Consider the following 13,201-nt stretch of genomic DNA (forward strand, 5'->3'; position numbering starts at 1 on the left):
ATCCGTACAACGATGTTCGCGGATCGTTCGCGAATGGCTACGATCGGACATCGTGAACGTGATCTGGCGCACCCTCCTCGTGATCCTCGGCGCCCGCCGCCGCGTGCGGCAGGGCAAGACCCTCGATCCGTCTGCCGTCGGCACCATCCGTCTGACGACGCTGCCGACCGACATCGACATCCTCCGCCACATGAACAACGGCCGCTACCTGTCGCTGTTCGACCTCGGACGCTGGGACCAGCTGATCCGCACCGGCCTCTTCGACGCCATGAAGGAGCGCGGCTGGTACGCCGTCGTGTCGAGCGAGACGATCACCTTCCGCAAGTCGCTGCAGCTGTGGCAGCGGTTCGAGGTGCAGTCGCGCTTCATCGGCCACGACGACAAGGCCGTGTTCATGGAGCACCGCGCCGTCGTCGACGGCGAGATCTACGCGAGGGCGATCGTGAGGGCCCGGATGCTGCGTCGCTCCGGCGGCACGGTCAGCAACGAGGAGCTGTTCGCCGCGGTCGGCAAGCCCGAGGGCGTGCCGGAGATCGACGAGTGGGTGCACGACTGGGCCGCGGCATCCGCTCTCCCGCCGGTGCGCAAGAGCGCGCCGAGCCTCTGGACCTGAGAACGGGTCGCTCGGCCCCGGAGGGGGATGCAGCGACGCGACCTCGCCCGGAGTCGGTGCGACGCGCTATTTTGGGGGCGTGGGGGACATTCTGACGACCGCCGGCCGGGTGCTGTGGCGGCACTGGCCGGCGATGCTCGCGTGGTACCTCGGCGGCATCCTCGTGCATTACGTCATCCTGCAGTTCGCCGGCATCATCGGCGCCTACACGGCGACCGTCGGGTTCCTCGTGCTGCCCGTCGCGATCCTCGCGAAGCTCATCAGCTACGTCGCCATGTTCCTCGTGCTGCGCGACGGCCTGCGCAATCTGCAGGAGGTCGCTCCTCTGCCGGAGTCCCCGGCCGAGCGGCGGCGCACGTTCCTCTCGGCGCTGCTCGCCGGCATCCTCCCCTTCTTCGCGGTGTACTGGGCGCAGAAGCTGCTGCGGGACGACGTGATCGACTACTCGGCTCGCGCGCTGCAGGTGCGCACGGACCTCCATTGGATAGCTGCGGCGAACGGCGACGGGCCGCTGAGCAGCGAGGACTCCGTGCAGAACCTCCCGTTCAACGTGTGGACCGTCTCGATCATCGTGCTCGCCTTCGCCGGCCGCTGGGCCTGGTCGAAGTGGTCGGACCGGCTCGCCGCGTGGCTCTCGCCGGTCGCGGTGTACTTCGAGGTCGTCTGGGTCTTCTTCTCGGTGATCCTGCTCGGCGATCTCTTCGAATCCATCCGTGCCTGGGTGGACGGCCGCGCCGTGATGGTGCTCCTCGACGACATGCGCGAGCAGATCCTCGCCGCGGTCGCGCCGCTGCGCTGGCTGTGGGACGGCATCGGCTGGGTGCTCTCGGAGGCAGGGCCGGTGCTGCTCGCGCCGCTCGCGTGGCTGACCATCGCCGGCGTCGTGTTCGGCCAGGCGATCGTCGCGGAGAAGCTGCGCGTGGAGAGCGAGCTGATCACCCGCATCCGCGAGCACGCGAAGGTCATCCCCAACCCGCTGGTGCGTCGGCTGAAGGATCTGGGCGATGAGCTCGGCGCCCGGTTCCGCCCCATCGGCCGCGCTCTCCTGTTGATGTGGCGCGCGGGCCCCGTGCTCGTCGCGTCCTATGCGCTCCTCTTCGTGGCGGTGAAGGCGCTGGGCTCCTACCTCGACCTGGGCGTCACCCGTCTGATCGGACCGCACGAGTTCGATTTCTGGTCGATCGCGCTGCCGGTGGTCACGCTCATCCCGATGCTGATCGTCGAGCCGCTGCGGATCGCGGTGATCAGCGGGGCCTACGACGCCACGCTGGGCCGGCTGCGCCGCAGGCAGCAGGATCTCCGGTCGGAAGGGACCACGTCGGAGGAGGCGGAGATCCGTGCGGTGGCGGATGCGGCGGGTCTTCTGCCGAGTTCTGCGGATGCCGTCGCCGCGGCGGTCGTGTCGGCATCCGACCGCGACGTCCTCGGGGGTCAGGGGTCGATCGAGAACCTCAGGAACGTCCCGCCGGAGTCCTGAGGCCAGACGTCCAGCCAGAACGGGCCCTCCACGTCATCGGGGAGGACGAACGGCGCGATGAGCTCGTAGTCGCCGAGCTCGTCCGACGAGCAGAACTCGGGTTCGTCGGCGTTGTCGGGGACGCCGATCTCCGATCTCTGCAGCGCCCACTGCCGCCCCGACGACTGCTGCGTCAGAGTGGGGCGCCGACACGACACCCCCTCCGGACCGGGCTCGACGGGGACCGCCGCGGCGATGACCCGCGTGCCGTCGGGGACGTCCAGACCGCTGAGATCTTCGATGACCGCGCTGCGCACGGGGCCGAAGGACGCGCCCGCCAGCTCGGCGCTGTCATCCTCCGCCACGATGATCGGGTCGACGGGGCGGGCGCCGAAGTCGTAGATCAGGTGCCAGTGCTGCCAGCCGACGGCGAACAGCGTCGCGGGCAGGAGCACCGCGGTCGCGGCGAGACCCAGTCGGTTGCGCCGCCACCACGAGGGCGACGTCGCCGATACGGGGCCAGCCGCATCGCCTGCGGGATCCGCGGATGGCGTGGGGACCGGGGGAATGCTCGACGGTGCGGGAGCCCCGGAGTTCGCGGAGGAGGAAGAAGGTCGGGGCGGTTCGGGGATCGTCATCGCGCCCAGCCGTTCTCTTCGAAGGAGACCTCGGGCTCGAAGGGCAGGTCGGAGAGGTCGATGCCCATCTCGATCACACCGTCGAGAACGGGGGTTCCCAGCCCGAGCCGCAGCGTCGCGTGCTCCGTCCATGCGTCGTCGGGGAGCTGGAAGGCGAGGCTCCCCGAGCGCGGCACCCCGGTCACGAGAGCCTGGTTGAGGAACGTCGTCCCGCGCTCGGTCGCGGTGAACGTGCGGTCCCCGACGACCAGCGTCGCGGTGCGGAGCGACGCCCCCTCCTGGGTCACCTGCGCCGCGGCCTCGAGGTCGATCACGAGCCAGTCGCCGTCGGCCGACCAGCCCGTGGCATCGGTCACGGAGCGTGCGGCGTGCACATCTGTGACCGTGGCGACGAGGTTGCGGGCGGATGCCGCCTCGCCGAGCGTCGCGGTGGTCACGAACGGCTCCTGAGCGGCGTCGACCGGGAGGGTGGCCTTCACGATCACCCAGGCGCCGGCCAGCAGCACCGCGGTGAGCAGCCACGGCAGGATCTTCGACCTCACGGCATCCGACCTCACGGCGCGCTCACCTGCTCGACGGTCGCCGTCATCGTCGCGCCGACGCGGGGGTCCTCCCAGAGGTCCGTTCCGCGTAGCACGTTGTCGCCGACCCGGTGCGTCGACGCCGGAAGCGTCAGCGTCACGGCGTCGCCGTCGTGGAAGTCATCGGGGCCGACGCTCCAAGCGAGCAGCAGCCGAACGGGGACGTCGGGCTGCAGCGTCGTGGCCGTGCCGCCGTCGTCGGCGTAGGTGAGGAACGGGGCGTCCTCCAGCTCGCCGACCCGGATGGCGCCCGCAGACCCCTCGTCGAACTCGCTGCCCGAGGCCAAGCGCGGCTTCTCGAACCTGTTCGTGACATCGACCGTCACGACCAGGACCTTCTCGCCGCTCTCCGGATCGGGGTAGATGGCCGTATTGCCCTGGTCCTCGCGCAGCTCGACGCCGACGACCGACAGCTCGAGACCCGAGCCGGTGTACGGGTCTCCCACGGCGAGTTCGGGAACGGGGGCGACGGGCGCGGTCGCGAGCCCTCCGAACGCGGCGGTCGTGGTGAGCAGCACGGCGCCGGCGCCCGTGATCAGCCATCCGGTGGGGATGAGGTCGACGGTGCGCCGCGCCCACCCGAGCACCTTCGCCCTGGCGCTCGCGTTCGCGCGCGCCTCGGCGGCTCCTGACGCCTTCTCTTCCCCCACGCAGACAGCATAGAACGGTCATCGGCGCTCGATCGCGGCCCCTTTGCGGAGACCGCGCGGTTTCTCGCCTCGACGCGGCCGGACCGTCCGGGAAACGCGCCACCGTCCGACCCGGTTGCCGCCCCTGCCGCGCCTAGGCTGAAGCCATGCCAGAGCCGTTGTCGTCCGATTCCCCCACGCTCGCCGAGCGGGCGGTGGAGCTCGCGCGGCGATGGGTGTCCGAAGCCGCGGCGGCTGACGTCGATCCCGCGGCCGAGCGCCTCGCCGGCGTCCTGCAGGACGCGAACGGGCTCCCGTTCACCCTCGGCTTCGTCGACGGCGTGATGAGGCCGGAGAGCCTCGGCGCCGCGGCATCCCGACTGCACCGGATCGCGCCCCTCGTCCCCGAGTTCCTGCCCTGGTATCTGCGCGGAGCCGTGCGCGTCGGCGGCGGCGTCGCTCCGATCCTTCCTTCGCCGGTGGTGCCGATCGCCCGGCGGATGCTGCGCGACATGGTGGGTCATCTCGTGGTGGACGCCCGGCCGGCGCGACTCGGGGCCGCGGTCGCGCGCATCCGCGAGACCGGCGCGCGGCTCAACCTCAACCTGCTCGGCGAGGCGGTGCTCGGCGAGACAGAGGCGAAGCGGCGGCTCGACGGCATCCACGAGCTGATCCGCCGTGATGATGTGGACTACGTCTCGGTGAAGGTGTCGTCGATCATCAGCCACATCTCCATGTGGGCGTTCGACGAGGTCGTCGACAGCGTGGTCGAGCGTCTGCTGCCCCTCTACCTCACGGCGTCCGCCGACGGCACGTTCATCAACCTCGACATGGAGGAGTACCGCGACCTCGACCTCACCATCGCGGTGTTCACGCGCATCCTGGAGGATCCGCGCCTGAAGGGACTGGAGGCCGGGATCGTCCTGCAGACCTATCTGCCCGATGCCCTCCCCGCGCTGCAGGAGCTCAGCGCCTGGGCGCAGGACAGGGTGCTGCACGGCGGCGCGGCCATCAAGGTGCGCCTCGTGAAGGGCGCCAATCTCGCGATGGAGCGCGTGGACGCGACCATGCACGGCTGGACGCCCGCGACCTACGACATCAAGCTCGACACCGACGCGAACTACCTGCGCTGCCTGGACTGGGCGCTGGACCCCGACCGCACCCACGCTGTGCGGATCGGCGTCGCCGGGCACAACCTCTTCGGCATCGCCCACGCGTGGCTGCTCGCGGGGGAGCGCGGCGTGCGCGACGGCGTCGAGTTCGAGATGCTGCTCGGCATGGCGCAGGGGCAGGTGCAGGCCGTGTCGCGCGAGGTCGGACCGGTGCTGCTGTACGTCCCCGTCGTGAAGCCCGCCGAGTTCGACGTCGCGATCAGCTATCTGGTCCGCCGACTCGAGGAGAACGCGTCGTCGGACAATTTCCTCTCCGCCGCGTTCCGCCTCGACGAGGACCCGTCGCTCTTCGACCGCGAACGGGATCGCTTCCTCGATGCGCTGCGCCGTTCGACGTCGCCGACGCTGCGGACCGGCCCGCGGCGCTCGCAGAACCGCCTCTCTCCCGTGCACGAGTCGGCGCGGCCCGCACCGGCCGCTCCCCGCGAGGAGGAGGAGCTGACCAAGGCGGTGCTCGGCATCACCCGGGGCTCGGACGATGAGGCCTTCCTCGAGACCGCCGTCTACTCCGACCGGGAGCTGGCCGCCGCGGAGGTCGGTGCGGATGCCGGCGGAGCCCCCGGCTTCGTGAACACCGCGGACAGCGACCCCTCCCTGCCGGCCAACCGCGACTGGGCGCGCGCCGTGATCGGCCGCATCGGCTCCGCGGAGCACGCGGTTCCTCCTCGTGTCAGCGACCCCGATGAGCTCGATCGCGTGATCGCCGGGGTGCAGGAGGCCGGTGCGCGCTGGGGGTCGCGGTCGGCGGCGGAACGTGCCGAGGTCCTGCTGCGTGCCGCGGCCGCTCTGGAGGGGCGTCGGGGTGAGCTCATCGAGATCGCGGCATCCGAGACCGGCAAGGTCTTCGCCGAGGGCGACGTCGAGGTGAGCGAGGCGGTCGACTTCGCCCGCTACTACGCCGCCAAGGCCAGGGAGCTGGATGCCGTCTCCGGCGCCGCCTTCGAGCCCGCTCGCGTGACGGTCGTCACGCCCCCGTGGAACTTCCCCCTCGCGATCCCGGCCGGGGGAGTGCTCGCCGCGCTCGCCGCAGGCTCCGGTGTCGTCTTCAAGCCGGCGCCGCAGGCCCGCCGCTGCGCCGCCGCCATCGCCGAGGTGCTGTGGCAGGTGGGGGTGCCGCGCGACGCGCTCGCCCTCATCGACATCGACGAGGACGGTCTCGGTCAGCGGCTCATCGCGCACGAGGCCGTCGACCGCGTCATCCTCACCGGGTCGTGGGAGACCGCCGCCCTGTTCCGGTCGTGGCGCCCCGACCTGCCGCTGCTCGCCGAGACGAGCGGCAAGAACGCGATGATCATCACCCCATCGGCCGATCTCGATCAGGCGGCATCCGACCTGGTCCGCAGCGCCTTCGGGCACGCGGGGCAGAAGTGCTCGGCGGCATCCCTCGCGATCCTCGTCGGTCCCGTGGGTCGGTCGAAGCGGTTCGCGCGGCAGCTGGCGGATGCCGCGCGGTCGCTGCACGTCGGCTGGCCGTCCGACCCGCTCGCCGAGGTCGGTCCGGTGATCGAGAAGCCGCAGGGCAAGCTGGCCTGGGCGCTGAGCGAGCTGGAGGCCGACGAGGAGTGGCTGATCCGCCCCCGGCTGGTCGGCGGAGATCCGTCCGGGAGGCTGTGGAGCCCCGGCATCCGGGTCGGCGTGCAGCCGGGCTCGCGCTTCCACCGGGAGGAGTTCTTCGGACCGGTGCTCGGCGTCATGCACGCGCCGACGCTGGAGAAGGCGATCGAGCTGCAGAACGCGGTCGCCTATGGCCTCACCGCCGGGCTGCACACGCAGGACCCCGACGATCTCGCGCTGTGGCTGGACCGCGTCGAGGCGGGCAACCTCTACGTCAACCGCGGCATCACCGGCGCGATCGTGCAGCGGCAGCCCTTCGGCGGCTGGAAGCGCTCGTCGGTCGGACCCGGTGCCAAGGCGGGAGGCCCGAACTACCTCATCGGCCTCGGCTCCTGGCGTGCTCAGCAGGCGGGCGCCGTGTCGAGCACACTCCACCTCCGCGGTCTCGACGCCCGGATCACTGCTCTCATCGAGGCCGCCCAGCCGTCGCTCGACTACGAGGCCTTCGAGTGGCTGCGGAGGGCGGCGCTGTCCGACGCCCTCGCCTGGGATCGCGAGTTCGGCAGGGTGCGCGACGTGTCGAGGCTCGGCGTCGAGCGCAACCTGTTCCGCTACCGCCCGGTGCCCGTCGCGATCAGGGCGACGGGGGATGCCGGATGGCAGGAGCTGCTGCGGGTCGTCATCGCCGCGGTGCGTGCGGGTGCCGGCTTCACCCTGTCGACCCCGGTGGGCCTGCCGTCGGCCGTTCGTCATGCCCTGGGCGACCTCGGCGCGGTCGTGTTCATGGAGACCGACGAGGAGTGGATCGAGCGGATGCGCCGGCGCGATGCGACCGAGGCGGACCCGTTCGCCGACGCGGCGCCGCGCCCCGACCGCGTGCGGCTCGTCGGGCAGCGCGCATCGGTGGCGGCGCTGCATCGAGCGCTGGCCGTCGCCGTGGAGGGCGACCCCGACCTCGCGGTCTACGCCGGCGAGGTCACGTCCGCCGGTCGCATCGAGCTGCTCACGTTCGTTCACGAGCAGTCCATCACGATCACCGCGCACCGCTACGGCAACCCAGACTCCACGTTCAGCGACGTCATCTGAGCCTCCGCCCTCGGGGCTGTGCGCTCCCGTCGCAGAAGATCCCGGTATCCGGCGTCGATACCGGGATCTTTCGCGACGGGAGCGGAGAGGCAACGATGGGAGTGTAAAGAATTCTTGACATGGGGTGAGAGGGCGGCGTACGCTCATGTCAAGAATCTTTTACATGGAGGCTGACATGGTCTATCACGAGCGCTTCGCCTGGTCGGGGCTCATCACCTCGGTCGTCACGATGGTCGCCTATGTCGTGCTCGTGCTGCGGGATGCCGCGGGCGGACCTCTGGAGCAGGTCGACTGGCTCCCGCTGATGCTGTGGACCATCGGCGGCGGCATCGTGCTCAGCATCGTGCTCACGATCGCGTGGGGCATCATCGGCAGCCGCGGCGATCGTGAGTCGGCGATGGCGTCGGACATCCGCGACCGCGACATCAGCCAGCTGGGCGGGCGGGTCGAACAGGGCTTCGTCACGATCGCCGGGCTCGGCGTGATCGCCCTGTGCGCGGTCGGAGCCGACGTGTTCTGGATCGCCAACACGATGTTCGCGGGCTTCGCGATCGCGGCGTTCGTCGGCGGCATCGCCAGGGTGGTCGCCTACCGCAGGGGGCTCGTCTGATGGTCAAGCCGACGCTGGTGTCCAACAGCATCCGCTCTCATCGCGAGGCTGCGGGGTTCACGCAGGCCGAGCTCGCTCGCACGGTCGGCGTGACGCGGCAGACCCTCATCGCGATCGAACAGCAGAAGTACTCCCCGACTCTCGAGCTGGCGTTCCAGATCGCACGCGCGTTCGGCGTCGGGCTCGACGAACTCTTCCAGTACCCGGAGGTGCGCAATGACTGAATCGATGAGGGCCTGGCGTCGTGAGACGTACGGGCCGGCCGCGGGCGTGGCGCTGGAGCAGGTGCCGATCCCCGAGCCCGGCGCCGGCGAGGTGCTGCTTCGTGTGCGTGCGACGTCCCTCAACGCGGGCGACGTGCGGCTCCTGCTCGGAGATCCCCTCCTGGTGCGTCCGGTGTTCGGGCTCACCCGCCCGAAGTATCCGATCCGCGGGATGGATGCCGTGGGCGAGGTTGTCGCGGCGGGCCCCGGTGTCATCGGCGTCGAGGTCGGCGATGTCGTCCTGGGCGAGATGCAGGGCGGCGGAGGGCTGGGGGAGTACGTGAGCGTTCCGGCCACCAGGGTGCAGCCGCTGCCGCCGGGGATCGACGAGCGCATCTCGGTCACCCTCCCGGTCGCCGGTGGCACCGCGTGGCAGGCGCTCGACCTCGCCGAGGTGGGCCTCGGCGAACGCCCCGCGCGGGTGCTGATCATCGGCGCCTCGGGCGGGGTCGGCACCTTCGCCGTGCAGTTCGCCGCCCTGCGCGGCGCCGAGGTGTGGGCCAGTTGCTCCGAGCGCAACGCGTCGTTCGTGCAGGGCCTCGGAGCGGTGCGGACTCTCGATCACCGTCGCGAGCCGCTCTCGGCGATCCCCGGCGGCCACTTCGACGCGGTCGTCGACATCGCCGGAGGCATCGACCTGCGCGACCTGCAGCGGCTCGTCGCGCGCGACGGCGTGATCGTGCTCGTCACCGGAGACGGAGGTCACGTGATGGGGCCGATCCCGCGCATGATCAGGGCGGCGCTGCTGTCGATCGGTTCGGGGCCGCGCATCCGCTCGCTCGCCGCGAGCAACCGTCCGGAGGTGCTCACGAAGATGCTCGAACTGCTGGCCGCCGGACGCTTCGCGCCCGTGATCGCGCAGGAGTACGACTTCGCGGATGCCGGTGCGGCGCTGGAGCGGCTCGAAGCGGGGCACGTCGTGGGCAAGCTCGTGGTCCGCGGCTCCTGAGCCGCGGGCGGCCGCGGCATCCCTGGCGACGCCCAGCCAGCGGTGACAGAATGGATGCTGGCGTGCCCGAGTCGCATCTTCCCCGGGCGCCGACTCTGACAGAGCGGCGTGGGTCGAAGGACCGCCGGGCCCCTGGACAGCGTCCGCCGCACCTGTGTCCCCAAGGAGCACCATGTCGACGCCTGAGACCGCCGTCACGTCCACTCGCACCGCGCATCACCGCCGCTACCTGATGTGCAAGCCGGAGCACTTCACGGTGAACTACTCGATCAACCCGTGGATGGAGCCGGCCAACCCGACCGACACGGCCAAGGCCGTCGCGCAGTGGCAGAAGCTGTACGACCTCTACATCGAGCTCGGCCACGAGGTGGAGCTCATCGAGCCGCTCCCCGGCTACCCCGACATGGTCTACACCGCCAACGGCGGCTTCCTCATCGGCGGACGCGCGTACGTGCCCTCGTTCTACTACGAGCAGCGTCAGGGCGAGTCCCCCGCGTTCGCCGACTGGTTCCGCGCGCACGGCTTCGACACCGTGATGCCGAAGGAGATCAACGAGGGCGAGGGCGACTTCCTGCTCGCGGGCGATGTGATCCTCGCCGGCACCGGTTTCCGCTCCGCCGGCGACAGCCACCGCGAGGTGAGCGAGGTCTTCGGCCGCGAGGTCGTGACGCTGACCCTGGTCGACCCGCGCTTCTACCACCTCGACACCGCGCTCACCGTGCTCGACCCCGTGGTCGAAGAAGGACGGACCGCGGGCATCGCGTACCTGCCGCACGCCTTCGACGAGGCCTCGCAGAAGGTGCTCGCCGAGCGCTTCCCCGACGCCATCCTGGTCTCCGACGAGGACGGCGCCGTCTTCGGGCTGAACTCGGCCAGCGACGGCTACAACGTCGTCATCTCGCCGCGGGCGAAGGGCTTCGAGAAGCAGCTGCGCGAGCGCGGCTACAACCCGATCCTCATCGACCTGTCCGAGCTGCTGCTCGGCGGCGGCGGCATCAAGTGCTGCACCCTCGAACTGCGCGGTGCCGAGTGACCTCCGCGGGCGTCGACGTCGCGGCCGAGCCGCACGTCGCGCACAACTACCACCCGCTGCCTGTCAACATCGCCCGCGGTGAGGGCGCCTGGGTGACGGACGTCGAGGGCAAGCGCTACCTCGATCTGCTGGCGGCCTACTCCGCGGTGAACTTCGGGCACCGGCATCCGGCCCTCGTCGCCGCGCTCACCGAGCAGCTCGGCAGGGTCACGCTCACGAGCCGCGCGTTCATGAGCGATCGGCTCGAGCCGTTCGCCGCGGCGCTCGCGAAGCTCGCGGGCAAGGACATGGTCCTGCCGATGAACACCGGGGCCGAGGCGGTGGAGACCGGCATCAAGGTCGCCCGCGCCTGGGGCTACCGGGTCAAGGGCATCGCCGACGGGCGGGCCCGGATCATCGTCGCGGCGGGCAACTTCCACGGTCGCACCACCACGATCGTGAGCTTCAGCGACGACGAGTCGGCGCGCGAGGGCTTCGGCCCGTACACGCCCGGCTTCGACGTCGTCCCGTACGGAGATGCGGATGCCGTGGCCGCCGCGATCACGCCGGACACCGCCGCCGTGCTGATCGAGCCGATCCAGGGCGAGGCGGGAGTCGTCATCCCGCCGGAGGGCTACCTCCGACGCATCCGCGAGATCTGCGATGAGAACAACGTGCTGTTCATCGCCGACGAGATCCAGGCCGGTCTCGGCCGCGTGGGCGAGACGTTCGCGTGCGACCGCGAGGAGGTCGTGCCCGACCTGTACCTGCTCGGCAAGGCGCTCGGCGGCGGCATCCTTCCGGTCTCGGCTGTCGTCGGGAACGCCGACGTGCTGGGTGTCATCCAGCCGGGCGAGCACGGCTCGACCTTCGGCGGCAACCCGCTCGCGGCGGCCGTCGGGCTCCGCGTCGTCGAGATGCTCGAGTCGGGTGAGTTCCAGGAGCGCGCCCGCGCTCTCGGCGCCCACCTCGCGCAGGCACTCGAGCCGCTGATCGGGCACGGCGTCACCGTGGTGCGCATCGCGGGCCTGTGGGCCGGCGTCGACATCGACCCCGCTCGCGGAACGGGGCGTGAGATCTCCGAGAAGCTGATGCACCGCGGCGTGCTCGTGAAAGACACGCACGGCCAGACGATCCGCATCGCACCGCCCCTGGTGATCCGCGCGACGGAGCTCGACTGGGCGGTCGAGCAGCTCCGTCTCGTGCTCGGCGAGTAGTCCATCGCATCGAACCGCTCCCCGCCGCGCACCGGGGAGCGGTTCGCGTGCGGAGTCGCGGCGTCGGGCTAGGCTGACCATCCAGGGGGTGGTCCGCATCGAGCAGCGAACGGACATGCGCGTCGGCATCGACGCCTTCTCCGCGCCGCCTCCGGGCCGCGGCGGACCGACCGGGATCCTCGGCTTCGTCTGGGCGGTCTGGCCGTGGATGAACTGGATCCTGCCGGTGTTCCTCGTGCTCCACGGATTCATCGGCAGCGTCGGCGGCTGGGAGTCGCTGATGCTCCTCGTCGGCTCGCCCGTGATCGTCCCGGCGTTCGGACTCCTCGGCTCCCTGCCCCGCTTCATCCTCCGCAGGCGCGGCCACCGCACGGCGCCCGGTGTCATCGTTCCGCTGCTCTTCCTCAACTGGTGGGGGTGGGTGACGTTCACCCTCACGATGGAGGGATCCGGAGACAACGGCGCACTGCCCTCGATGCTCCGGATGTTCGTCACGGCCCCGCTGGCGCGTGACTACGAGGGGACTCTCTTCGGCGGAGCCGTTCTGACCGCGGTGGCCGCCTGGGTGGTGGTCCTCGTGCTCGCGTGCGTGCTGAAGCCGCAGCCGTCGCAGCAGACCCGCACGTGGAGCATCGTGGCGTGGGCATCCGCCGTCGCCGTCCCTGCCCTGCTCATCGGGGTGATCGTGCTCGGCGTCTCGCTGACCCCGCAGCAGCGCGATTCCGCGGGGCTCACGGTCGCGGAGGTCGCGGCGACGCCCCTGCAGGAGCAGGCCGACCGCGCACGGGAGAACTACACCGAGACGCAGGAGCGGGCAGCGGCGGTGCGCGAGCTGATCGCTCCGGACGGGTGGACCGTGAGCGAGAGCGGCTTCACCGGAACCCCGAGGGCGTGCCGCATCGCGGATGCCGAGTGCTATGCGTTCGCCGCGGAGTTCGCGGCCCCGTCGACGTCTGGGGCGTCGGACCTGGAGTCGATCGTCGAGCCGCTGCGTGCTCAGGGCTGGGATGTCGAGGCGACAAGCCGTCTCGAGGCGACCGACGCGCAGGGCTACACGCTGCGCATCGAGGTCGTGCGAGACGACATCTATGTCGAGGTCACGAGCCCGCACTGGTGGGGCTACGACTACGACATCGGCGAGGTCATCGGAGACCGGGAGCCGCTCGATCCCGCTCGCGTCTACCGGTTCGACGAGTGGCCGGAGCTCGGGGCGTAGACCGCCTGGGCTGTTCTTCGCCGCGCTCGTGCGTGACCGGATGCGGTTTCGAGGTTAACAAGACCCGGTGACGGCGGTTTCATTACGCGATTGCGAGAAGTTCCCCTGAACGGGGGATTTTTCCGTCTTCGGGCTTGCAGTAGGCCTGTGCATGCCGCCATTCTGGGTGGCAGTGTCGGCGCCTGTGAGGCGCCTGTGAGCGTCC

At 70.7% G+C, this 13,201-nt stretch carries 12 protein-coding genes; 9 read left to right on the forward strand and 3 right to left on the reverse strand.

Annotated features, from left to right (window positions below):
- Nucleotides 1–52 precede the first annotated feature (52 nt).
- Nucleotides 53–613 (forward strand): acyl-CoA thioesterase, encoded by a 561-nt coding sequence (locus LC438_RS03100; RefSeq protein WP_223585809.1) that lies wholly within the window; start codon nt 53–55, stop codon nt 611–613.
- A gap of 79 nt (nt 614–692) precedes the next feature.
- Nucleotides 693–2,090: a hypothetical protein gene (locus LC438_RS03105; RefSeq protein ID WP_105675098.1), complete on the forward strand. Its 1,398-nt coding sequence runs from the start codon at nt 693–695 to the stop codon at nt 2,088–2,090.
- On the opposite strand, the gene LC438_RS03110 is transcribed toward LC438_RS03105, so the two are convergent.
- Genes LC438_RS03110 through LC438_RS03120 form a run of 3 tightly spaced genes read right to left on the reverse strand, consistent with a single transcriptional unit; the run spans nt 2,045 to nt 3,938 of the window.
- Nucleotides 2,045–2,707, reverse strand: a complete 663-nt coding sequence (locus tag LC438_RS03110) for a hypothetical protein (protein ID WP_146114319.1) — start codon at nt 2,705–2,707, stop codon at nt 2,045–2,047. The genes LC438_RS03105 and LC438_RS03110 overlap by 46 nt on opposite strands.
- Nucleotides 2,704–3,249, reverse strand: a complete 546-nt coding sequence (locus tag LC438_RS03115) for a DUF4352 domain-containing protein (RefSeq protein ID WP_146114320.1) — start codon at nt 3,247–3,249, stop codon at nt 2,704–2,706. Before LC438_RS03115 ends, LC438_RS03110 begins: the two co-directional genes overlap by 4 nt.
- A gap of 11 nt (nt 3,250–3,260) precedes the next feature.
- Nucleotides 3,261–3,938 carry a hypothetical protein gene (locus LC438_RS03120; protein ID WP_223585810.1) on the reverse strand — a complete coding sequence of 226 codons (678 nt, stop codon included), beginning with the start codon at nt 3,936–3,938 and terminating at the stop codon, nt 3,261–3,263.
- Between the two features lie 146 nt (nt 3,939–4,084).
- Between LC438_RS03120 and LC438_RS03125 the strand changes: the two genes are divergently transcribed.
- The 7 genes from LC438_RS03125 (at nt 4,085) to LC438_RS03155 (ending at nt 12,996) form a co-directional block, all read left to right on the forward strand.
- On the forward strand, nt 4,085–7,729 hold the full coding sequence (locus tag LC438_RS03125) for a proline dehydrogenase family protein (protein WP_223585811.1): 3,645 nt from the start codon (nt 4,085–4,087) through the stop codon (nt 7,727–7,729).
- Between the two features lie 163 nt (nt 7,730–7,892).
- Nucleotides 7,893–8,339, forward strand: a complete 447-nt coding sequence (locus tag LC438_RS03130; protein ID WP_223585812.1) for a hypothetical protein — start codon at nt 7,893–7,895, stop codon at nt 8,337–8,339.
- Nucleotides 8,339–8,563: a helix-turn-helix transcriptional regulator gene (locus LC438_RS03135; RefSeq protein ID WP_105675110.1), complete on the forward strand. Its 225-nt coding sequence runs from the start codon at nt 8,339–8,341 to the stop codon at nt 8,561–8,563. Before LC438_RS03130 ends, LC438_RS03135 begins: the two co-directional genes overlap by 1 nt.
- Nucleotides 8,556–9,551, forward strand: a complete 996-nt coding sequence (locus LC438_RS03140; protein WP_223585813.1) for an NAD(P)-dependent alcohol dehydrogenase — start codon at nt 8,556–8,558, stop codon at nt 9,549–9,551. The genes LC438_RS03135 and LC438_RS03140 overlap by 8 nt, the downstream gene beginning before the upstream one ends.
- 172 nt (nt 9,552–9,723) lie before the next feature.
- Nucleotides 9,724–10,584: a dimethylargininase gene (ddaH, locus tag LC438_RS03145; protein ID WP_105675114.1), complete on the forward strand. Its 861-nt coding sequence runs from the start codon at nt 9,724–9,726 to the stop codon at nt 10,582–10,584.
- On the forward strand, nt 10,581–11,780 hold the full coding sequence (rocD, locus tag LC438_RS03150) for an ornithine--oxo-acid transaminase (protein ID WP_223585814.1): 1,200 nt from the start codon (nt 10,581–10,583) through the stop codon (nt 11,778–11,780). The genes ddaH and rocD overlap by 4 nt, the downstream gene beginning before the upstream one ends.
- Nucleotides 11,781–11,868: 88 nt before the next feature.
- On the forward strand, nt 11,869–12,996 hold the full coding sequence (locus LC438_RS03155; RefSeq protein ID WP_223585815.1) for a hypothetical protein: 1,128 nt from the start codon (nt 11,869–11,871) through the stop codon (nt 12,994–12,996).
- The last annotated feature ends 205 nt before the right edge of the window (nt 12,997–13,201 follow it).

This window comes from Microbacterium sp. OVT16B (assembly GCF_019969705.1).
In the GTDB taxonomy this organism is placed as follows: domain Bacteria; phylum Actinomycetota; class Actinomycetes; order Actinomycetales; family Microbacteriaceae; genus Microbacterium; species Microbacterium natoriense.